Source organism: Herbaspirillum sp. YR522 (assembly GCF_000282575.1).
Lineage (GTDB): Bacteria > Pseudomonadota > Gammaproteobacteria > Burkholderiales > Burkholderiaceae_D > Herbaspirillum.
The window spans coordinates 14,381-36,432 of sequence record NZ_AKJA01000100.1; the positions used below are offsets into that span (position 1 = coordinate 14,381).

The 22,052-nt window shown below is 62.6% G+C and carries 14 protein-coding genes; 9 read left to right on the forward strand and 5 right to left on the reverse strand.

Annotated features, from left to right (window positions below; translation table 11 throughout):
- The first annotated feature begins 89 nt into the window (after positions 1–89).
- The gene (locus tag PMI40_RS12175; protein ID WP_008115718.1) at positions 90–5,645 is read left to right on the forward strand and encodes a calcium-binding protein; all 5,556 of its coding nucleotides are present in this window, start codon (positions 90–92) and stop codon (positions 5,643–5,645) included.
- A 137-nt stretch (positions 5,646–5,782) separates the two neighbouring features.
- Here the strand turns inward: PMI40_RS12175 and aceB are convergent, their stop codons facing one another.
- On the reverse strand, positions 5,783–7,369 hold the full coding sequence (aceB, locus tag PMI40_RS12180; RefSeq protein WP_008115720.1) for a malate synthase A: 1,587 nt from the start codon (positions 7,367–7,369) through the stop codon (positions 5,783–5,785).
- A gap of 196 nt (positions 7,370–7,565) precedes the next feature.
- Between aceB and PMI40_RS12185 the strand changes: the two genes are divergently transcribed.
- From PMI40_RS12185 to PMI40_RS12200, 4 genes are all read left to right on the forward strand, one after another.
- Positions 7,566–8,483, forward strand: coding sequence for a LysR family transcriptional regulator (locus PMI40_RS12185; protein WP_008115721.1), 918 nt, complete (start codon positions 7,566–7,568; stop codon positions 8,481–8,483).
- Positions 8,484–8,560: 77 nt separating this feature from the next.
- Positions 8,561–9,340: a MipA/OmpV family protein gene (locus tag PMI40_RS12190; RefSeq protein WP_008115724.1), complete on the forward strand. Its 780-nt coding sequence runs from the start codon at positions 8,561–8,563 to the stop codon at positions 9,338–9,340.
- Positions 9,341–9,351: 11 nt separating this feature from the next.
- Positions 9,352–10,038 (forward strand): response regulator transcription factor, encoded by a 687-nt coding sequence (locus tag PMI40_RS12195; RefSeq protein ID WP_040501979.1) that lies wholly within the window; start codon positions 9,352–9,354, stop codon positions 10,036–10,038.
- Positions 10,035–11,468 (forward strand): HAMP domain-containing sensor histidine kinase, encoded by a 1,434-nt coding sequence (locus tag PMI40_RS12200; protein WP_008115729.1) that lies wholly within the window; start codon positions 10,035–10,037, stop codon positions 11,466–11,468. Before PMI40_RS12195 ends, PMI40_RS12200 begins: the two co-directional genes overlap by 4 nt.
- 6 nt (positions 11,469–11,474) lie before the next feature.
- Here PMI40_RS12200 and PMI40_RS12205 read toward each other — a convergent pair whose 3' ends face one another.
- Both PMI40_RS12205 and PMI40_RS12210 read right to left on the reverse strand, forming a co-directional pair.
- On the reverse strand, positions 11,475–13,091 hold the full coding sequence (locus PMI40_RS12205; RefSeq protein WP_008115731.1) for a methyl-accepting chemotaxis protein: 1,617 nt from the start codon (positions 13,089–13,091) through the stop codon (positions 11,475–11,477).
- Between the two features lie 234 nt (positions 13,092–13,325).
- Positions 13,326–14,720 (reverse strand): PLP-dependent aminotransferase family protein, encoded by a 1,395-nt coding sequence (locus tag PMI40_RS12210; protein ID WP_008115733.1) that lies wholly within the window; start codon positions 14,718–14,720, stop codon positions 13,326–13,328.
- Positions 14,721–14,885: 165 nt separating this feature from the next.
- On the opposite strand from PMI40_RS12210, the gene PMI40_RS12215 reads away from it, so the two are divergent.
- The 3 genes from PMI40_RS12215 (at position 14,886) to PMI40_RS12225 (ending at position 18,966) form a co-directional block, all read left to right on the forward strand.
- Positions 14,886–16,181 carry a hydroxymethylglutaryl-CoA reductase, degradative gene (locus tag PMI40_RS12215; RefSeq protein ID WP_008115736.1) on the forward strand — a complete coding sequence of 432 codons (1,296 nt, stop codon included), beginning with the start codon at positions 14,886–14,888 and terminating at the stop codon, positions 16,179–16,181.
- Between the two features lie 68 nt (positions 16,182–16,249).
- On the forward strand, positions 16,250–17,476 hold the full coding sequence (locus tag PMI40_RS12220) for an ABC transporter substrate-binding protein (RefSeq protein ID WP_008115738.1): 1,227 nt from the start codon (positions 16,250–16,252) through the stop codon (positions 17,474–17,476).
- Between the two features lie 272 nt (positions 17,477–17,748).
- The gene (locus PMI40_RS12225; RefSeq protein ID WP_051001805.1) at positions 17,749–18,966 is read left to right on the forward strand and encodes an MFS transporter; all 1,218 of its coding nucleotides are present in this window, start codon (positions 17,749–17,751) and stop codon (positions 18,964–18,966) included.
- Here the strand turns inward: PMI40_RS12225 and PMI40_RS12230 are convergent.
- A complete protein-coding gene (locus tag PMI40_RS12230) occupies positions 18,963–19,796 on the reverse strand; it encodes an alpha/beta fold hydrolase (RefSeq protein WP_008115741.1) in 834 nt (277 codons plus the stop codon). The genes PMI40_RS12225 and PMI40_RS12230 overlap by 4 nt on opposite strands.
- Before the next feature lie 228 nt (positions 19,797–20,024).
- Here PMI40_RS12230 and PMI40_RS12235 point away from each other — a divergent pair, with 228 nt between their 5' ends.
- Positions 20,025–20,759, forward strand: coding sequence for a DUF2076 family protein (locus PMI40_RS12235; protein ID WP_008115742.1), 735 nt, complete (start codon positions 20,025–20,027; stop codon positions 20,757–20,759).
- Positions 20,760–20,828: 69 nt separating this feature from the next.
- Here the strand turns inward: PMI40_RS12235 and PMI40_RS12240 are convergent, their stop codons facing one another.
- Positions 20,829–21,773: a hypothetical protein gene (locus PMI40_RS12240; RefSeq protein WP_008115743.1), complete on the reverse strand. Its 945-nt coding sequence runs from the start codon at positions 21,771–21,773 to the stop codon at positions 20,829–20,831.
- Positions 21,774–22,052: the final 279 nt, after the last annotated feature.

Below are 22,052 nucleotides of genomic sequence, written 5' to 3' on the forward strand. Positions count from 1 at the left end.
ATCGCAACGCTGGACCAGAGCATACATCTTCCGCACGTGTTCACCCTCGTCGGAATTCTTTTGCAACGATCTTGGACAAGCGAGAAAACATGCCAAAGACATTCGTCTCTCCCGAACAATCAAGGATGCTTGTACAGCAACAACGTCAAGCGGGCTATCTCCACTTCCTCGACGACCTGGCGGAGGAAGATGAAGACGATGACGATGAGGATTTTTCCGAATGGAGCAGACAGGCATGGATGGATGAACAGGTCCCGCTGAATCTCCCGATCAATGGCATCGCCCCAGGGACTTCCGCATCCTTCGTACAGGAAAGCGCGCCTGTTTCAACCGCCTCCATCTTCCCGTTATGGGCGCCGTCGCGCGCCGAAGTCGCGCCTTTGCAGGACGTCGACACGCTCATGGCCGAACTCCAGCACACCCTAAAATACAAGCAGTTACTGGAAAAATACGGCGATGTCGAACCACTGCGCCACCTTGCCATCATTGCCACCGCAGAAGCGACGGCAGGCCACGTATTGAATGTGGAACAGGCAGAAAAGTTGCTCGACGATGCTGCGCTGTCGATACGCGGCAAGTTGACGGCAGCGCTCGATGCCACCCCGCTGGCCGAAAATCCTCCTGTCCAAACGCCGCAGTCGGCTGAATCGACTGGCGTGTATCTGATCAGGCGCTTGTCCGACCTGATGAAAACACTGGCGCACACGCATTTGCTGCAGACAAGCCTTTCGCGCCTGCCTGGCGCGACAGCCATGTATTCCGCCGCGACGCTCTTGTCGAGCATCGATACGTTTCGCTGCTCGCCTTCGCTTAAGCATTTTACGGACGTGCTATGGCGCACCCCGTGGGCGGCGATCCTGCCCCAGGCATACCTTGTCGAATTTTCCAGAGTGATATGGGAGCAACTGACACCTCAGACACTGAGGGATTTGGTGGAAATTGACGACGGGACCGCATTAAACGGATTCATCTTAATAGGCTATCTGATGATCGTCTACGACAACAAGGACAAGGTATCGACCGAATTAGCCGCCCTCAGGGACAATCTCAAGGATATTGTTAGCGATCCCTTCAATTATCTTTTTTCCCAGGTCATGCAGATGTCGCTTGCCGAGCATGAGCAATCCTCCCCACTCGGAGCGGAGGTGCAACCTGCGGCAGGAAAAGCCTGGGTCGACAAGCTTGTGTCCAGCCTCGGTCACATCCTTACCGCCACCAGCGTGCTCAAGAATATCCGAGGCGTTGCCAGACTTCCTTCGGATACGTCGGATGTTGCCAGCGCGAGCAACCAGCAAGGTGGCATCAGCCTGTCGCTGGAGGGAGCGATCGAAACAAGTGGCAACAAAGAGCTCATCGATGAAATGAATCGCCTCTGCCGCGCGCCTGAAAACGATTTTCTCGCAAATTATTTCATGCGCGAGTCGCTTACATCGACGACACAGGAGCAACTTGCCGCACTTACCCTGCATACCCTGATTTCATTGATCGATCTGGCCGAAATTGCCGATCGCCCGGTCGATGCCGACGAGGCCGACGACGCCTTCTTCTCCTGGAATAACGAGGGCGATCCTGCAGAGGATTACGACGATGCCCCTGATATCGTATCGCGCGGCAAACACCTCGCGCGTGAGCCGGAACCGGCTACCAATGACAATCATCCGTCGGTGAGATATAGCCCAGGTCAAATCGCAATCACCACGTCGCTTACCACTGGCCTCATGGCGGGCAACGCAGCCTCACTGTGGACAAGCAAGTTATACATTCCCGTTGTGCTTAGTGGGATCACGCTCATTTTCGGCGGCTCCCTGCTTTGGCGCAATCGCGGTGAAACACGATCCGGCAGCCCCATGAACGCGACAACCCCGTTCATGGACGACATCACACCGGCGAGTCACAATGCGACACTTGCCACACCCGCTTCGGGAAACGCGACCACCTCGATCAACACGACGACAGGGGTCACGCCGGCCTTTGGCAACGCAACGGCGAGCGCCAACGACATTGCGACGCCCGAAGACATTTACGGATCAAACGACTGGGATGCCGATTACCAGCATGACGCTACGAATGCAGTGGCCAATACGGCCGAGCTCACTGCCAGACGAGACGTCACCGTCCAAAAACTGGCCAACACCGCAGAGGTGCTGCAGTTCTTCATCGGCAAGATCGAGGCGATCCTGTCCAAGAAAAACAGCGATACCACCATTGCGGAAAGTCTCGGCTCTCACGACGAATACGTGAAATTGAAAAATGCGATGCAATCACTCGACATCGCATTGCCTGCGCCAGACACTTCTCTTCTATTGGAGCCTCAGTTCATCACGGCGATGAAACAGCTCAAGATGGAATTGAGCTCCGTCGAAGCCACTATGCAATATCTCGGTCAGGAGATGAATTCCGGCTCCGTCAATCTTACTTACTTCGCGTCTGCATCCAACGATGTGCAAACCCTGCTCAACGATGTGGTCGAGGTCATGCCCAACGGCCTTCCCGCCAAGAACCGCGAGATGTGGAAATTGATCACGAATGCCCGCATCGTCGCCTCCGTGCGGGATTTCGTCGTCTCCGAACGCTACGAAAACGTGCTGTCGGGGCTGACAACCGATTTCGCATCAAGGGAGAATACGATATTAAAGACGACCTTCATCGAGAGCGTGGAACAACAAGTCCGCGAGTCGTTCCGTATTTATCCCTTCCAGTGGAATGACGACCACCCTGTGGTTCGAAAATTCAATGAGTGGAAGGACGAAGTGACGCGGATCACGGAGTCGCACGTCAATCGAGAAAATCACATCAATAATGTCAATAACATCCGAAACGCCTTGGGCGCTGAGGCAGAAGTCCTTTTACAGCTGATGCAGACCCTGCGCCTGAGCGAATTTCAAAACATGCTTAAGGAAAAACTAAAAGAGTTGCCCGCAAGCCTGTTAAGCGCAACCGATTTAGGGGACCTGAAGGAACGGATGGCCGCGAGACTGCAACGACAGCAATTCGGCCGTCTGCTGGGCTCGATTCCAGCAACGTTGAACTTCGCGACCCATGCAATTAATGCGCGTTACACCAATTCGACCATACGACGGCTTAACGAGCAATTGAGTGCCGCTAGTGAGTTCTTCGCCGCGACCAAAGTCCCGTCCACTTACCTGTTAGCCATAATCGAGAAACACTTCGACAAGAAAATGCCATGGAAGGATGCGGTCAACAGTGTCTTCTCGGCCAACTTGAGAAAGCGCCCCCAAGCAACCGATAACATCCCGTTGCAAGACCTGCGCAACGGAAGGCCGGTTACCGCGCAATTGCACGCACTGGATAAGATGGCGATCAACATGCTGTCGCAAGGCGCGCAGAGAAGCCTGCTCTCCTACCGAGGCGCAAAGGAATCATTGAAAGAGACGGGACGGCAGAGTTTCTATCTGATCAACGATATTCTGGCGTTGGCAGGCGATGCCTATAAGTTCGCTCACCGCGGCAATCTGGCCAGCACTGCGCAACATTCCCTCATCATTAAACTGACCGCAGATTCCGCATTTCTTTCTGCCACATTGACTCCGTTGATGGTGTCCGGGAGGTTGCCCACTGCTGTCGCCCGCGGCTTGCTCAGCGGCGGCCTTGGTTTGAATCTCGCCGCTGGCGCCTTGGATATCGTAAACATGCAGAAAAACAACGCATCGGCGTCTCAAATTGGCCTCGCCGTCGCTCAGCTTTCCGCCAATACAGTCGTCAGTCTCATTGCCATGCAGTTCCCGCTGATTGGCACCGTCTTCGCATTCGCATTGCCGGATTTCACGGCCGCCGGACGCGTACAGAGCTACTATTCCCTTTATCAATCCTACCGCGCACAAGGACTGACGACAAAGGCCAATCTCGCCTACCGCCTTTACCAGATGTCGATTGCCGAAACGGTACCCATCGTCAGCATGTTCGTGCCGCTGGTGCGCGACGCGGTGATCGCAGACTCCAATTGGCAGTCTAGCGAGGTTGCCGCCCGGCTGGCATCGCAATCGATCGAAGAATTCGGCGCTCGCAACACCATTCTTGCGCCGTCGCTCAGATCCTCGCGCCCCAGCAACGTGTCGCAGTTCCATTACATCGTGCCCCAGAATGCCACCTTCAGTTACTCCATCCACAATCCACAACCGCATGCCCGTCTCCGAACCCTGCAACAATCTCGGGACATCATCGGTTGGGTCGCCTATTCCGAGCGTGGCTGGCACGCCGTCTCGCTGGCGGCCAGCCAGGAACGGGGCGAGACAAATGCACATGTGAATTTCAACAATGCCAATCTGCAGACAGGGCTGGCAGGCAGGAATTTCACCGACAGGCCTGGGGTACGGACTGGACAAGCCAACGATCCACGCGTAGCACTGTTATACATACGTAGAGGACATGCGGCATTCGCCGCAGGCGTTCCCAAGCTGACCTTGAATAACAGCCTCTCCAACGCCAACACCATCTATGACGTACAGGGAATTTCAGGAGGCAGGATCATCAATGGGGCAGGAAACGCCACCTTCTCGCTGGAGCGCATGTTGTCGCATATCGATGGTGGCAATGGCCAGTTCAACACGGCCAATTTCGGCAACTATATCGGCGATGCGCCGCTGGCAATCGATATGCGACAGGCAAGGAACATACATCTCTGGACCGGCTCGAATGCGACCAATCATGTCACCGGGACAGATCAGCGCGACCGCTACATATCGGATTACCAACCAGGCGGCGGCGCAGAGGATGACATCAAGCTCAAAGGCGGCGACGACATCGCCTATGTGCACGGCGGCAACATCGACATGGGGTCCGGCAATGACCACTTGTATGCCACCGGTATTGCCCGATCCGCTGACGGTGGCGCCGGTGACGCCGATACCCTGGCGTACTCGCTGCTCAATACCACCGAATACCGCAACCTCAGGATCCGGGGCGATGAAGCCAGTGCCGACCGGGCCGACAGGGAGGGCACAGAGCGAGGCACCATTAGAGGCTTCGAAGTACTGCTGGGGCCCATGAAACTGGACACCGAAATCGATGTGTCGACAGGTTCAGAACTACGTGCCATCAAGCTGGGAAATGGAGACAATTCGATTCGTTTCGGACAGGGAAATCTGGCGCTGTTCCTGGGCAATGGCACCAACAACGTATCGAGCGCACCGGGAATTGCCGCCTACGACGGCATATTCATCGCCGGCGCTGAGGGCAATCACACCATCGAGCTGGAGTTGTTCAACAGCAGCCAGGTCCAGATTTCCGGCGGAAGCGGAAACAGCCTGATCATCTTGTCTACGCGAGAGGGCAGCTCAAACAACAAAGCCGAGACATGGCTCGGAAAAAAGCAGGACAAGCTAGTGCTGGCCGGCGACCTGGAACTGGACGTTAATATTTTTCCGGCGAGCGGCTCGGTGGAGATCATGGATCATCTCGAGAGGTCTTCCCAGATGCGCCTGAATTTTCATGGTGTCACGATGAGCCAGATCACCGCTACCGCTGAAAGGAACGATGTTGTCCAGGACCGCAATGGAAACCTGTACCCATTGGTCTGGACCGTTCATGCCGGCGGCACGCGGTGCAAACTTTACGGTTACGCCCATGCCAACCTGATCGTGACGACACTGCAGGATAATCAAGCCAAGGAAGTCAGGCTTGACTGAACGCCGATGGCGTCAGGCAACAAGCGAGAGATAAAACGACCTGCCGAAACCAGGTTCCGGCGGGTCGTTTTTGTCCGTTCACTCCAAGCCAGCCGTCAGATGTCGCTGCGCACTGCCGACGGTGCAGCGGAAAAAAATCAAATCTCTTCGTACAACGGCAACGTCAAGAATTCGGCAAACTGCTCCGCGGTCGACATCTGTTCGAAGATCGTCGCCGCACGATCATAGGTGGCGCCCGAGCCGGCCACTTCCTTGACCCTCGCCAACTCTTCCGGAATCATCGCGCGCACCATGTCGGCGGTGACCTTGCGACCATCCTCGAGCGTGCCCTTGGCGCTGCGAATCCACTGCCACACCTGCGCACGGCTGATCTCGGCGGTGGCGGCATCTTCCATCAGGTTATGGATCGGCACGCAGCCGTTGCCGGCCAGCCAGGCGCCCAGGTAATGGATGCCGACGTTGATGTTGTAGCGCAGGCCGGCTTCGGTGATCGGCGTCTCGGGCTTGAAATCGAGCAGGTCGGAAGCCTTCACGTCGACATCGGGGCGCTGCTTGTCGAACTGGTTCGGCTTGTCGCCCAGCACCGCGACGAATTCCTTCATCGACGCCTCCACCAGGCCCGGGTGCGCCACCCAGCCGCCGTCGTAGCCGTCTGTGGCATCGCGACGCTTGTCGTTGATGATGCCCTGCATGGCCACGGCGTTCTTCTCGGGATCGTTCTTGATCGGGATCAGCGCGCTCATGCCGCCGATGGCCGGCGCGCCGCGCTTGTGGCAGGTCTTCAGCAGCAGCAGTGCATAGGCGCGCATGAAGGGCGCGGTCATGGTGACCTTGGCGCGGTCGGCCAGGCAGAAGTCCTTGTCGTTCTTGAACTTCTTGATGCACGAAAAGATGTAGTCCCAACGCCCGGCGTTGAGCCCGGCGCTGTGCTCGCGCAGTTCGTACAGGATCTCTTCCATCTCGAAGGCCGCGGTGATGGTCTCGATCAGCACCGTGGCCTTGATGGTGCCCTGCGGCAGGCCGACCTCGTCCTGTGCCAGCACGAAAATATCGTTCCACAGCCGCGCTTCGAGGTGCGACTCCATCTTGGGCAGGTAGAAATAAGGGCCGGCACCGCGCGCCAGTTGCTCCTTGGCGTTATGGAACAGAAACAGCGCGAAGTCGAAGATGCCGCCCGAGATCCGCTTGCCGTCGACGGTGACGTGCTTTTCGTCCAGGTGCCAGCCGCGTGGCCGCACCACCAGCGTGGCGATCTTGTCGTTGAGCTTGTAGCTCTTGCCGTTGGACTCCAGCGAGATGGTGCGGCGAATCGCATCGAACAGGTTGATCTGGCCACTGACCTGGTTATCCCAGACCGGCGAATTGGAGTCTTCGAAGTCGGTCATGTAGCTGTCGGCGCCGGAGTTGAAGGCGTTGATGACCATCTTGCGCTCGACCGGGCCGGTGATCTCGACGCGCCGGCATTCGAGCGCCTTGGGGATAGGCGCGATCTTCCAGTCGCCGCTGCGCACCGATTCGGTTTCCTTCAGGAAATCGGGACGCTCGCCGGCGTCCAAGCGCTTGGCCCGCTCGGCGCGAGCGGCCAGCAGTTCCTGGCGGCGCGATTCGAAGGTGCGCGACAGCTTGGCGACCAACGACAGGGCCTCGAAGGTCAGGATGTTTTCGTAACCCGGCTTGATCTCGCCGGAAATTTCCATGCCGGCCGGCAGCTTCAATTGCGTCATGCTGGACTCCTCAAATTAGAAAAAGAACACTTCGGGATTGTGCCTGAAGTCGTGCGCGATCCGCCCTCCCTCCGACAATGTATGTTCGCAGTATATTTAAACTAAATTGTTATGAGTGACATCATTTATAAATTTATCTTTGCGTTTAAGTCACAAGTGTATTCATAATGGCCGACCCCAATGTGATGAGTAGGCCATGGACCAGTTCAAGCAGATTTCCACCTTCGTCGATGTCGTCGCCCGCGGCAGCCTGTCGGCGGCGGCGCGCGCCGAGGGCATTGCGCCGGCCATGATCGGCCGCCGGCTCGATGCGCTGGAAGAGCGGCTGGGCGTCAAGCTGCTGCAACGCACGACGCGCAAGATCATGCTGACCAACGAAGGCACCGCCTTCATGGAGGATTGCCAGCGTATTTTGGCCGACCTGGAAGACGCCGAATCGGCCGTCTCCGAGCGTAGCGCCCGCGCCAGCGGACACCTGCTGATCTCGGCCCCGGCCGGCTTCGGACGCCAGCACGTCGCCCCCCTGCTGCCGTCCTTCCTGGCCGAGCACCGCGACCTGACCCTGACCTTGAACCTGAACGACCGGATTGCCGATGTGATCGGCGAAGGGATAGACGTGGCCATCCGCATCGCGCCGCTGTCGGATTCCAACCTGGTCAGCATCAAGCTGGCCGACAACCAGCGCGTCATCGTGGCCGCGCCCTCCTACCTGCGCCGGCACGGCACGCCGCAGACCCCGGATCAGCTGGTGCGCCACAATTGCCTGGCCATGAGCAGCGAGGGCAGCCAGCGCGGCTGGACCTTGCGCCAGAACGGCAAGCAGGCATTGTTCAAAGTGGGCGGCAACATGGTATGCAACGACGGCCAGGTGCTGCACGACTGGGCCCTCGAAGGCCGCGGCCTGGCATGGCGTTCGATGTGGGAGGTCGGCGCCGCGCTCGAGGCCGGGCAATTGACCACGGTACTGGACAAGTTCGCGGCACCGGCACCGTCGATCTATGCCGTCTTCGCGCAGCGTCGCCACCTGCCGCTGCGCATCCGCGCCTTGGTCGACTTCCTGCGCCATGCCTATGCCCGGGCCGACTACTGGAAGGCCGGCAACCGCGCTGCTTGAAAGCGCCGCAGGCACGGTAAGTATCCGGTAAGTCGCCATGGCCGATGATCCGGTCTCACCACCACCACGGAGCCTCCATGCACCGCATCGCCCGCCGTCCCCTGTTCGCCCTGACCACCCTCGCCACCCTGCTGGCCCTGCCGGCGGCGTACGCCCAGCAGGGCACTGCCACCACCGATCCGCAAGCCAGCACCTGGGCGCTGGGTGCCGCCGCCGGCGTCGAGCAGTCGCCCTATCGCGGCTACGGCAACAAGACCCGGGCCCTGCCCTGGCTTATGTACAATGGCAGCCGCTTGCGCTTTGCCGGCACCACCGCCGACCTCAAGCTGGGCAGCCTCGGCCCGGTATCGTTCGACCTGCGCGCCAAGTATGCCGACGATGGCTACGAAGCCGGCGACGCCCCCGTGCTGAGCGGCATGGAAGAACGCAAGGGCGGCTTCTGGGCCGGGGCCCATGCGATGTGGCGCAACCCCTATGCCGACCTGTCGCTGGAATGGCTTACCGATGCCTCCGGCCACAGCAGCGGCCAGACCGTCAAGCTGCTGGCCGAGCATCGTTTCAAGAGCGGTCGCTTTACCTTCGTGCCGTACCTCGGAGCCAACTGGATGAGCAGCAATTATGTCGACTACTACTTCGGGGTGCGCCAGAACGAAGCCACGGCGCAGCGTGCCGCCTATCGCGGCGGCTCGACCACGAACCTGCTGGGTGGCCTGCGCACCGACTATTCGCTCACCCAAAGCCAGTCCTTGTTCCTCGATGTGCGCATGACCCATTTCGGCAGCGGCATCACCGATAGCCCGCTGGTCGACCGTTCCCACGCCGCCGCGGTGCGCGCCGGCTATCTCTATCGTTTCTAGGCCGCCCCATGATGAACCGCATCGCCCTGCTGGAAGACCACGAGCGCATGGCCGCGCTGGTGGTCAAGGCACTGGCCGCCGCCGGCATCGAGACCGACGTCTACGGCACGTTGTCGCAGGCCGATGCGGGATTGGCGCAGATCGACTATCCCGCCCTGGTGGTCGACCGCAACCTGCCCGACGGCGATGGCCTCGACCTGGTGCGGCGCCTGCGCGCGCAGCGGATCGACACGCCCTGCCTGATGCTGACCGCACGCGACGCATTGCACGACCGGGTCAGCGGCCTGGAAGCCGGCGCCGACGATTACCTCGCCAAGCCGTTTTCGATGGAAGAGCTGGTGGCCCGGGTGCGTGCACTGATGCGGCGCTCGCCACGCCAGCAAAGCCTGCAGCCGCAATACGACGACCTGCGCATCGACCCGCTCGACGCCCGCATGTGCTGCGCCGAGGAATCGATCTCGCTGTCGGCCAGCGAGTTGCAACTGGTCTTGTTGCTGGTGCGCGCCAGCGGCGCTACGGTGCGGCGCACGGCACTGGAAGCAGCGGCCTGGGGCATCGCCGAGCCGGTCACGCCCAATGCGCTGGATGTGGCCCTGCATCGCCTGCGGCGCAAGCTGGCAGCGATCGGATCGCAAGTGCAGATCGCCAACCAGCGCGGCCTGGGCTATGCCTTGCGACGTACCGGGGAGGCAGCATGAGCCTGGCCCCGCTGCCGCCGCAAACGGCGCGCCCTGTTGCCCTTGGCGCAACTGCCTCGCCACGCGCCAGGCGCCCTTACAACCTATCGCTGCGCCTGCTCGGGGTGACCGCGCTGTTGCTCACACTGGCCACCACCGCGGTGGTGGGCGGAGTCGCTGCGCTGCAACGCTGGTTGCCCGAGAGGATCGTCGAGCACAAGCTCGAAAGCAGTGCCGAACGCGTGATGCAAGGCCTGCAATACGACCCCGCCGGCCAGCCCTACAAACTGGACGTCAACGAGCGTATCGAGGCCTGCTACCGGGTATTGATCCAGGATTGCGTCTACCGGGTGCTCGACCTGCAGGGGCGCGTACTGCTGGCATCGGACGGCGGCACCAGCGCCTTCGCCCGCCCCGGCTCGGCCTTCGATCCCGCCGCCGTGCGCTTGAGCCTGTCGAACAACGACATTGCGGCCGAGGTGTTGACCCGACGCATCGAACACGATGGCCGCGCGATGTTCCTGCAGGTGATGCGCAGCGACCGGCTGCACCGGATCACGCTCGACGATGGCACCGAACGGATGCGGCGCCTCACGCTGGTGACCGTGGTGGTCTGCATGCTGCTGTTTTCCATCGTGGTGGTGGCGAGCCTGCATTACCTGCTCAAGCCCTTGCGCCGGGCCGCACTGGCCACGGCCAGCATCGACCCGGACAACCTGTCGGCGCGCCTGTCGGTGGCCAACCTGCCGCGCGAGCTGACGCCGCTGTTCGAAGGCTTCAACCAGGCACTGGACCGACTGGAACAGGGTTATCGCCAGCAGCGGGAGTTCCTGGCCGATGTGGCCCACGAATTGAAGACCCCGCTGGCGCTCATGCGCGGCCAGGTCGAACTGGGTGAGCTGGGTCAGCCCGGCATGCTGCTCAAGGACATCGACCAGATGGCACGCCATGTGCATCAGTTGCTGCACCTGGCCGAAGCCAGCGAACAGCACAACTACCTGATCGAGGCGCTCGACCCGGCCGACGTGTTGGCGCAGGTGTGCCAACAGCTGACGCGCCTGGCGCGCTCGCGGGAGGTCCGTATCGTCTTCATCGCCAGCGACGAGGCCAACCGCGAGCTGATCAATGCCGATGCCGGCGCCCTATCGGTGCTGGTCAAGAACCTGCTGGAAAACGCGATTCATCACAGCCCTCGGGGCGGCGCCGTGAGCGTGCATGCCGACCGCTTCAGCCTGAGCGTCAGGGACCAGGGGCCGGGGGTCGACCGCCATGCCATGCCGCATTTGTTCAAGCGCTTCTGGCGCGGGGCCAACCGGCGCGACGAAGGCGCCGGGCTGGGGCTGTCGATCTGCGCCGAGATCGCCCGCACGCACGGCTGGACGCTGCATGTGGCCAATACCCATCCGGGCGCGCAGTTCGAGGTTCGGTTCGGATCAGCCGCGCTGGGCTGACCCGGTTCAGGCGCCCGGCAAACGCACGCGTGGCGTGACGTCGACCGGCGCCCGGGTGAGCGCCACCGGAGCGCTGCCGTCGAAGCTGAAGACGCTGACCAGGCGTGCCAGGCCGTCGGCCTGGTTCTGCATCGACGCGGCCGCCGCGGCGGCCTGCTCGACCAGGGCCGCGTTCTGCTGGGTCACCTGGTCCATCTGCGTGATGGCGTGGTTGATCTGCTCGATGCCGCTGGTCTGCTCGGCGCTGGCGGCACTGATCTCGGCCACGATGTCGGTCACCCGGCGCACGCTGGTAACCACCTCGTGCATGGTGGCGCCGGCCTGTTCGACCAGGCGGCTGCCGTCGTCCACCTTGGATACCGAATCGTTGATGAGCTGCTTGATTTCCTTGGCGGCCGAGGCCGAACGTTGCGCCAGCGACCGCACTTCGGAGGCCACCACCGCAAAGCCACGCCCCTGCTCGCCGGCGCGTGCCGCTTCCACCGCCGCGTTGAGCGCCAGGATATTGGTCTGGAAGGCGATGCCATCGATGACGCTGATGATGTCGACGATCTTCTTGGACGAATCGTTGATCGAGCCCATGGTCTGCACCACCTGGCTCACCACGCCGCCGCCCTGCTCGGCCACTTCCGAGGCCGAGACCGCCAGCTGGCTGGCCTGGCGGGCGTTGTCGGCATTCTGGCGCACGGTCGAGATGAGTTCTTCCATGGCCGAGGCGGTCTCTTCGAGCGAGCTTGCCTGCTGCTCGGTGCGCGAGGACAGGTCGAGGTTGCCGGCGGCGATCTCGGCCGAGGCGGTGGTGATGGTGTCGGTACCGCTGCGGACATTGCTGACGATGCCGCGCAGGTTGCTGTTCATCGCGTTGAGCGAATGCAGCAGCTGGCCGGTCTCGTCGCGCGAGCGCACGGCGACCTCGCCCGACAGGTCGCCTTGGGCGACGCGCTGCGAGATACCGACGGCCGTGTCCAGCGGGCGCGTGATGCCCAGTGTCAGATAGCGGGCGCTGACCAGGCCCAGCAACAGGATCAGGCCTTCGAGCACGATGATCAGCAGACGGCTGTTGGCGGCGATGGCGTCGATCTGCCTGGCCGTGGCGTCGATCTCGGTGCGCTGCAATTCCACCAGCGCCCGCATGGCGTCCTGGTAGGCGGTCGCGGCCGGCACGAATACCTTGTCGAGCAAGCGCTCGACTTCCTCGTTGTTGCCCGCGGCCTTGGCCTTGTTGATCTCGTCGCGCGAGGACAGGTAGACCTTGCGCAGGTCGCCGATCTTGGCAAACAGCGCCAGCTCCTCGGGCGAGCTCATCAGGGCCTCGACCTTCTTCTGGTAGTCACCCGAGCTCTTGGACGAGGCCGCCGCTTCGGCGGCAAAGTAAGGGCCCAGCGCCGGATCGGTACTCTTGGCGATGGCGATGGTGCGGCGGATGCCGGTGGCCAGGTTGGTGTACCAGTCGCTCAGCAGGCGCTCGGTCATCAACGGTGCGCTCATCATCTCGCGGGTCGCGGTCGAGACGTTTTCGAGGCGCCACACGCCGATGCCGGCGATGACCACGGAGAAGGCGAGGATGACGGCAAAGCCCAGCGTCAGCCGCTTGCCGATTTTCATGTTACCGATGAAGTTCATTTGATAAGGTCCCGGATCATGGCGTCTGTGCAACGCCACTTCTTGATTGCTTTTGTTGGCTTTTTGATTATTGGCGCATGGGTGACATGCTGGGCACACTATCGCACGCCACCGGCCGCCGAACAATCAAGCTAAACGGGGAACAGACGGCGAATGCGCCCCTACTTCGCAAAAGCAGGCACGGCGCAGCTTTCCGGGGCGCCGGCGCAGCCCCGCGACAGCCCGCCCGTCGGGTCAGCGCAACAGTTCTCTCATGGCCTGGGCGAACCGTTCGTCGGCCAGCAAGCCGACATTGAAACGCGACCATGGCACCTGCGGCTCGGTATCGAGGCAGAAGATGCTGCCTGGCGCCAGCACCACGTTGCGCGCCATCAAGCCCTGTGCCAATAGCTTGGCGTCCGGATAAGCCGCAAAGCGCGCCCACAGGTACATCGACTGCTGCGGCGCACAGAACAGCTGCGCGCCCAGTTGCTCCAGCAGATGTTGGGCCTGTTCGTTGGCCTGGGTCAGGCGATCGCGCAGGCGGGCGGTGTGGCGACTGAAATGGCCATCGCTGAGGATCACGTCGAGGGTGCGTTCGCAATACTCGGAACTGCTTACATGCACCAGCATCTTGATGTCGGCCAGGTCGCTGGCCAGGTCGCGATGACAGGCGATGAAACCGACCCGCAATGCCGCCGACACCGACTTGGAAAAACTGCCGATATAGATCGTGCGGCGCAACTGGTCCAGCGTCGAGATGCGCGCTGCGGTGGCCGGCTTGAAGTCGGCGAAGGCATCGTTCTCGACGATCACGGCGTGATGGCGGTCGGCCAGTTGCAGGATCTTGTGCGCCTTGTGGGGCGAGGTGTCGGACGCGGTCGGATTGTGCGCCAGCGACTGGGTGAAGAACAGCGGCGCCTTTCCGGGTTGCTTCAGCTCGCGCTCGAGCGCCTCCACGTCCGGTCCATCGGGCAGGCGCGGTATGCCGATGATGCGCGCTCCCTGCAGTTTCAACTTGCCGTACAGCATGTAGTAGCCGGGTTCGTCGACCAGCACCCGGTCGCCGGGGCGCACGAAGTTGCGGATCACGATGTCGAGCGCCTGGTTGGCGCCATGGGTCAGCACGATCTGCCCGGTGGTGGCCTCGATGCCGTGCTGGGCCAGCTTGTGTGCCAGGTGCTGGCGCAGCGGCAGGTAGCCGAAGCGACTGCCATAACCGAACAGGGCACCGATGCCGGTGCGCACCACCTTGTGGTGGAACTTGTCGAGCCGCACGTCGTTGAGCCATTCCAGCGGGGGAAAGCCATCGCCCAGGCGCAAATGCTGCGGATCGCTTTTCAACTGCTCGCGCATGAGCCACACCACGTCCATGGCGCGACTCAGGCTGCCCTCGTCGTCTTCCTTCAACGGCGGCTGGGCCGCGCACACGAAAAAGCCCGCCCCGCGCCGCGGTTCGACCACACCCAGGCCAGTCAGCTCATCGAAGACGTTGACGATGGTGTTCTTGGCACAGTCATGCCGGCGCGCCAGCTCGCGGATCGACGGCAGCCGGCTGCCCGGCGCATGCACGCCCTCCTCGATCTGCTGCCGTATCAGTTGCACCAACTTGCCGGTGAGCGTGTTGCGTGGGCGGGATGGCGTGGCCATGGTCGTCTTCCAATAAAGGCATGTGTTGCATCGCAAGGCGATTGTCCTGGGTACAGTTGCACCACTGTTGGCCCCGACTGTACCCAAAATCATTGGTACAGGCTTGGTATTCTGCACGCAATCCGGCCTCGCCGGCCATCATTGGACGATAAAGAGAGACATGCCATGAGCGCACCCGCTCCCGATTCCCGCCTGCCCGGCTTTCGCCAGCTCACGCCCGACCAACGCCTGGCCGAGGTAGCGCGCCTGGCCGCACTGGATGCCGACGACCAGGCGCTGCTGGGCAACCCCGCGGCGCTGCCGCTGGCCACCGCCGACGGCATGATCGAGAATGTGATCGGCACCTTCCAGCTGCCGCTGGGCGTGGCCGGTTACTTCCAGTTGAATGGACGCGACGTGCTGGTGCCGATGGCGGTCGAAGAGCCCTCGGTGGTGGCGGCGGCCTCTTTCATGGCCAAGCTGATCCGCGAGTGTGGCGGCTTCCAGACCTCCAGCAGCGCGCCGCTGATGCGGGCCCAGATCCAGCTGGTGGGCGTGCAGGACCCGCACGGTGCGCGGCTGGCGATCCTGCGCGAACGGCAAGCCATCATCGATATCGCCAACAGTCGCGACCAGTTGTTGAACCAGCTCGGCGGCGGTTGCCGCGACATCGAAGTGCATGTGTTCCCCGACACCAGGCGCGGCGCCATGGTCGTGACCCACCTGATCGTGGACGTGCGCGACGCGATGGGCGCCAATACCGTCAACACCATGGCCGAGGCGGTAGCCGGGCACATCGAACAGGTCACCGGCGGCAAGGTCCGCCTGCGCATCCTGTCCAACCTGGCCGACCTGCGCCTGGCGCGGGCGCGGGTGAAAGTGTCGGCCAGGGTATTGGGCACGGCCCGCTACAGCGGCGAGGAAGTGATCAATGGCATCGTCGACGCCTACGAGTTCGCGGCCGTCGACCCCTACCGCGCGGCCACCCACAACAAGGGCATCATGAACGGCATCGATCCGGTGATCGTGGCCACCGGCAACGACTGGCGTGCGGTCGAGGCCGGCGCCCATGCCTATGCCGCCCGCAGCGGCCGGTACACGTCGCTGACGCACTGGGAAATCGCCGCCGACGGCGACCTGGTCGGGACCTTGGAAGTACCGATGCCGGTGGGCCTGGTGGGCGGCGCCACCAAGACCCACCCGGCGGCACGCCAGGCGCTGAAGATCCTCAAGGTCGGCAGTGCCCAGGAACTGGCCGAGGTGGCCGTGGCGGTCGGCCTGGCGCAGAACATGGCGGCGCTGCGTGCGCTGGCCACCGAAGGCATTCAGCGTGGCCACATGGCCCTGCATGCGCGCAACATCGCGCTGGCCGCCGGCGCGCGAGCGCAAGAGATGGATTGGCTGGTGCAGCAGATGGTCGCCAGCCACGACGTGCGGGTCGATTACGCCACGCAGCTGCTGGCGCAAAAGCGCGCACAATGAGGCCACGCCAGATCGGTATCACCCCCGAGCCGTCCCAAGACGGCCGATAAAAACCAAGGAGACAAGACATGCCCCATTCGACCCCACGCCGGCGGCAGCGCCTGCCGGCCACCACCCTGGCCTTGGCGCTGGCCTGTGCCGGCGGCGCCGCTCAGGCCCAGGTGTCCAACGATGCGGTGCGCATCGGCTTCATCACCGACATGTCCGGGCCCTATGCCGATACCGATGGCACCGGCGGCCTGGAAGCGATCCGCATGGCGGTGGCCGACTTCGGCGGCAAGGTATTGGGCAAGCCGATCGAGGTCATGTCGGCCGACCACCAGAACAAGGCCGACATCGCCGCCACCCGGGCGCGCGAATGGAGCGACGAGCGCGGCCTGGACATGCTCATCGGCGGCGTCAATTCGGCCACCGCCTTGTCGATGAACAAGGTGATGGCCGAGAAGAAACGGGTCTACATCAACATCGGCGCCGGCACCGCGCGCCTGACCAATGAAGAATGCACGCCCTACACCGTGCATTACGAATACGATACGGTGGCGCTGGCGCGCGGCACCGGCACCGCCGTCATCAAGCAGGGGGGCAAGTCATGGTATTTCCTGGTGGCCGACTATGCCTTCGGCCACTCGCTGGCCAACGACACCAGCGCGGTGGTCAAGGCCAACGGCGGCACCGTGGTGGGCTCGGTCAAGCATCCGCCGTTCGCCTCGGACCTGTCGTCGTTCATGTTACAGGCGCAGGCGTCGAAGGCGCAGATCCTGGGCCTGGCCAACGCTGGTGAAGACACGGTCAATTCGATCAAGGCAGCCAAGGAGTTCGGCATCACCAAGTCGATGAAGCTGGTGGGCCTGCTGATGGTCATCAACGACATCCACGCGCTGGGCCTGGCCAATGCCGAGGGCCTGATGATGACCGACAGCTGGTATTGGGACAAGGACGACGCCTCGCGCAAGTTTGCCGAGCGCTTCTACCAGAAGATGAAGAAGATGCCGAGCACCCACCAGGCCGCCGCCTGGTCGGCCACCACCACCTATCTCAAGGCGGTGGCCGCGGCCGGCACCGACGACTCGACCAAGGTGATGACCGAGCTGAAGAAGACCAGGATCGACGATTTCTACAACAAGGGTCATATCCGGGCCGATGGCCGCAATATCCACGACATGTACCTGTACCAGGTGAAGTCGCCGGCCGAATCGAAGAAACCATGGGATTACCTGAAGCTGCTGGAGACGATCCCGGGCGACCAGGCGTTCACCTCGGTGGCCGAGTCGAAGTGCAGCTTGCTCAAGCAATAGGCTTGCACCCGTCCGGGCGGTGCCCGGATGGGCGCGCACCGGGCCATGCCACGCCATCGCCGGCCGGACTGCGCTGCGGTGGCGTGGCCGGTGCCATGTGTCAGCCCCGTGTCAGCAGATAGCGCTTGCATCCTGCCCTGCTTGCCCCTACGCTTGCTCGCCACGATGTGTGCGGGCAGGTCACAATATTCGATCCCTCCGGAACGTCTGCCTTGCCATCCCGCGCCACCGACAACGAACAGCATGGCGCCTGTTTGCACAAGAAAGACAACATGAGCTCCACCACCTTCTCGCCCTACCAGAAGACCGTCGTCGGCCTGCTGGCCTTCCTGCAGTTCGCCGTCATCCTCGACTTCATGATCATGTCGCCACTGGGCGCGATGATCATGCCCGAGATGAATATCTCGCCCCAGCAGTTCGGCCTGGTGGTGTCGGCCTATGCCTTCAGCGCCGGCCTGTCGGGACTGTTGACGGCCGGCTTCGCCGACCGCTTCGACCGCAAGCGCCTGCTGCTGTTCTTCTATACCGGATTCGTCATCGGCACCCTGTGGTGCGGCCTGGCACAGAGCTTCGAAAGCCTGCTGGTGGCCCGCATCGTCACCGGCCTGTTCGGTGGCGTGATCGGCTCGATCGTGCTGGCGATCTCGACCGACCTGTTCCCGCTGCAACTGCGGGGGCGCGTGATGGGGATGATCCAGACCGCCTTTGCCGCCAGCCAGGTGCTGGGTATCCCGATCGGCCTGTACCTGTCCAACAAATGGAACTGGCATACGCCGTTCATCGCCATGGCCGCGCTCGGCCTGCTGGGTGGGCTGGTGGTGGCATGGAAGATGCAACCGGTCAATGAGCACCTGAAACTGAAGCAGGAGCACAGCGCCTTTTTGCACCTGTGGCACACCGTGGCCGAGCCGCGTTACCTGCTGGCCTTTGCCACCACGGCGCTGTTGATGACAGGCGGTTTCATGCTGATGCCATTCAGCAGCGCCTACCTGGTCGGCAACCTCGGCATCGATCTGCACCACCTGCCGACGGTCTACCTGGTCACGGGCTTGTGCACCATCGCCTTCGGCCCGCTCATCGGTCGCGCCGCCGACAAGCTGGGCAAGTTCCGGGTGTTCCTGTTCGGTACCGGCCTGTCGATCGTCATGGTCCTGGTCTATACCCACCTGGAGCCCATCACCATCCCGGTGATCGTGGTGGTCAATGCGGTGCTGTTCCTGGGCATCTTCTCGCGCATCATCCCCTACCAGGCGCTGGTGTCATCGCTGCCCGCGCAACACCAGCGCGGATCCTTCAATGCCATCAGCGCATCGATCCAGCAGCTGTCGGGCGGCATCGCCTCGGTCATCGCCGGCCACATCGTGACCATGGGCCCCGATGGCCGCCTGCGGCATTTCGATACCGTCGGCTATGTGATCGTGGGAACCTCGCTGGTGGCGGCCATGCTGGTGTGGCGCCTGAACCGGTTTATCCAGGCGCGGCCGGTCTAGGCACCGGTGCTGCGGGCATGATCGATCGTAGCGGCATGGCGTTGCAGGAACGCCTGCACCGCCGGCAACACGATAGCCATCTGTTGGCGGTGCGGTACATGCCCGCAGTCGTCGAGCATCAACAGTTCACCCGGCGCGCCCAAGGCCACGATGCGCTGCGGATGCAGTGCCGAACCGAATTCATCGCGTTCGCCGTGCAGCGCCAGCAGCGGGCAATGCAGCTTTTCATCAAGCGACCAGTTGGCGTAGCCCGGCGCCAGCCAGGTATCGATCCAGGCATCGAGTACCCAGCGCGAGCGCGCCTGGTCGCCATGGTATTTCGCCAACCTGGCTACCTGCGCCGGGTCGGAAAAATTACGTCGTGCCTGGCGAACGCCATCCAGCGTCCGGTCTTCGACGAAGGCCTGGGCCGATTCGGTCACCACCGCCGCCACCCGCGCCGCACACTGTGCTGCAGCGGCCACCGCCATGCCGCCGCCGACACTGTGACCGAACAGGATCGCCCGCTCCAGGCCGAACCGGTCCAGCACCGGCAACAACGAGGCATGGCACTCCTGGGCAATGAAGTTCTTGCCCAACGTGCCGCCATGGCTATCGGAGCGGCCGAAACCGAGCCGGTCGTAGGCCACCACGGCGCGTCCGGTAGCCAGTGCCAGTCGCGCCGGAAAGTCGCGCCACAGTTCGACCGACCCCAGCGAGTCGTGCAGCATGACGATGGGCGTACGCTGGTGCGCTACCTCCCGGTGCCAGATGCAGGCATGCAAACGGCCACCGTCCGTGTCGACCCATTGCGCTACGCATGGCGGTGTTTCGTTATTGTCGTGTTCCATATCCGGTTGTCCAATGAACGCAGGCCAGCATTGTCGCCGGCATGGCGTCTCGATGCTGTCGTCGCAGCGACAGAGCCTGTTACAAGCTGTTTCGAGCGTTGCAATTGGCTTCACAACCGGATCGCTGCACTGCGGGCATAATCGAATTGCAAGCTGAAAGTTGCAGTCTGACGTAGTCGCATAGTGTCATATCGATCGATGGTGAAAGCATAGGCAGGGAGCCATATCATGAGTCCACAAGAAACCCAGACGCTGCAGGATTTTCTCAATCAACTGACGCAGGTACGCGGCATCAGCAAGGCCCCGCAAGCCGCCGCGATGATCGCCGCGGCCGTGGCGCAGCAACCCGATGCCGCCTACCTGCTGGTGCAACGCGCGCTGCTGGTGGAGCAGGCCTTGGGCGCCGCCAAGGCCCAGGTCGCCACGCTGCAGAGCCAGTTGCAGGCCGCCCAATCGGGCACCGCCGCGACACCCGGATTTCTCGACAGCAATGCCTGGGGCAATGCCGCCGGCGCGCCGCTGCGTGCGGCTGCGGCGCCCGCACCGGCCTATGTCCCGAGCGCACAGACGGCACCGCCGGCAGTCAACGCGCCGATGGCACCACCCGCCGCGGCAGCACCTGCGCCCGGGTTCTTCGGCGGCGGCCTGGGCAGCACGCTGGGCACGGTGGCCGCGACCGCCGCCGGTGTCGCCGGCGGCGCTTTCCTGTTTCAGGGCATCGAGCACCTGATCAATGGCAATGGCAGCGGTGGGCTGGGGCACCAGAACGCAGCCAGCGCTCCGGTCGAGAACACCACCGTCAATAACTATTATGGAAGCGACGCCGAGCGCGACCGCACACGCGACAGCGACAGCGGCAGCGACAGGCAGGATGCGTCGTCCGGCAATGACTTCGACGACCTCAGCAACATCGACCTGGCCGACGGCGGTGACAGCGGCGGTGTCGACGATTCGATCGTGTGAACGCCCCGCATCCGGCCGCCGTCGCTCCGCTGGACGGCCCCGATGTCAGCGCCCGGCCGGTGACGGCGCTCAGATAAGCGACATCGCGGTGGCGCGACCTTGCGCGGAGAACTGCATGCCCAACCTGCGATCGGGATCGGCGTAGGCGCGATCGAATTCGCCGGTCCTGGTATTTGCCTGCCTGTCGGCCAACTCGCTGGCATCTGCCGCCAGATCCAGGTCGACACCATCCCTGGCCGCGAATTGCTCCAGGTCCTGCTGCGTCAGGCGCGGGTTGCCGACCAGCGAAAACGAACGGGTGCCGGCTTGATAGAGCTGGTCCAGGTGGGCCATGGTGAGCCAGTCGTTGTTGACCAGCCGCACCCGCTCCAGTGCGAGGCCGCCGAGAATGGCAACGGCCTGTTGCGGTACGTCGTGGCCCTGGTCGCGAAAGCGGCAGCCGACCAGGTCCAGGCTCTTGAGCGATTTGAACCCGGGCCCATGCAGCTGCCTGAGCTGGTCCAGCTCGACCGTGACCAGGTTGGTCAGCGCGGGTGTTTCCAGCGGGAGGTCGACCTGGACGCGGGAGAGCCGTTGGCCGAGGATCGCTAGGCTGCGCTGGTAGTTGTCCGGGGTGCCTTTGGCCTCGATGCGCATGCTGTCGAGCCGGCCTTGGCCTTCGTTGAAGAAGGTCAGCGCCCGGGTCAGCTTGTCACCGCTGGTGATCGTGGCGTCGAAATGCAGTTCAACACCTTCCGCATACGCCTGGCGGCAGGTCAATTTGAAATCCAGTTTCGCCGCCGTGTCGAGATAGGCGGTTATCTGATTGCGCAGTTCTCGTGGCAGCAAGGTAAACAACGGCGAGGCTTGGAGTGGATGACGACTGCCCCCCTGCCCGGCCAGCGGAGCCGGCAGATGGCTGTTTTCCTGCAACCCGGATGGGGCTGGCGCCGACGGCGGCGATGACAGTTGTCGTGCCAGCGACGCGATATCGAACTGGTCCAATGCATGTGGATTCAAACCGATCTGCGGCATGGATTTCCCCTCGACTATCGTTGATAGCGATAGGTGAAATGCGGCGACACATAGTTCCAGCGTCGGCCACCGGCGCGGCGCGCAGGGCCGGCAACGGGCCCGCCGCGTCACAAAAGAAAAGGCGCCCAGCGGGCGCCTTAATCAGTCTTCGAAGAGGTATGTCTCCCCCTAAATATACCCGACACGCTGTCCGCTTGCGCGACGTGCGAGCCGTTGTATCCGGTGCGCCAGGGCGTGTGGCTGGCTGGCAATTTTCTTGATTTTCCTTTACAAATTCCC

Coding starts and splice junctions, on each gene's coding strand:
- PMI40_RS12225 (WP_051001805.1), top strand. CDS start 17,749: ATGAGCTCCACCACCTTCTCGCCCTACCAGAAGACCGTCGTCGGCCTG.
- PMI40_RS12235 (WP_008115742.1), top strand. CDS start 20,025: ATGAGTCCACAAGAAACCCAGACGCTGCAGGATTTTCTCAATCAACTG.
- PMI40_RS12185 (WP_008115721.1), top strand. CDS start 7,566: ATGGACCAGTTCAAGCAGATTTCCACCTTCGTCGATGTCGTCGCCCGC.
- PMI40_RS12210 (WP_008115733.1), bottom strand. CDS start 14,720: ATGGCCACGCCATCCCGCCCACGCAACACGCTCACCGGCAAGTTGGTG.
- aceB (WP_008115720.1), bottom strand. CDS start 7,369: ATGACGCAATTGAAGCTGCCGGCCGGCATGGAAATTTCCGGCGAGATC.
- PMI40_RS12175 (WP_008115718.1), top strand. CDS start 90: ATGCCAAAGACATTCGTCTCTCCCGAACAATCAAGGATGCTTGTACAG.
- PMI40_RS12190 (WP_008115724.1), top strand. CDS start 8,561: ATGCACCGCATCGCCCGCCGTCCCCTGTTCGCCCTGACCACCCTCGCC.
- PMI40_RS12195 (WP_040501979.1), top strand. CDS start 9,352: ATGAACCGCATCGCCCTGCTGGAAGACCACGAGCGCATGGCCGCGCTG.
- PMI40_RS12230 (WP_008115741.1), bottom strand. CDS start 19,796: ATGGAACACGACAATAACGAAACACCGCCATGCGTAGCGCAATGGGTC.
- PMI40_RS12205 (WP_008115731.1), bottom strand. CDS start 13,091: ATGAACTTCATCGGTAACATGAAAATCGGCAAGCGGCTGACGCTGGGC.
- PMI40_RS12215 (WP_008115736.1), top strand. CDS start 14,886: ATGAGCGCACCCGCTCCCGATTCCCGCCTGCCCGGCTTTCGCCAGCTC.
- PMI40_RS12240 (WP_008115743.1), bottom strand. CDS start 21,773: ATGCCGCAGATCGGTTTGAATCCACATGCATTGGACCAGTTCGATATC.
- PMI40_RS12220 (WP_008115738.1), top strand. CDS start 16,250: ATGCCCCATTCGACCCCACGCCGGCGGCAGCGCCTGCCGGCCACCACC.
- PMI40_RS12200 (WP_008115729.1), top strand. CDS start 10,035: ATGAGCCTGGCCCCGCTGCCGCCGCAAACGGCGCGCCCTGTTGCCCTT.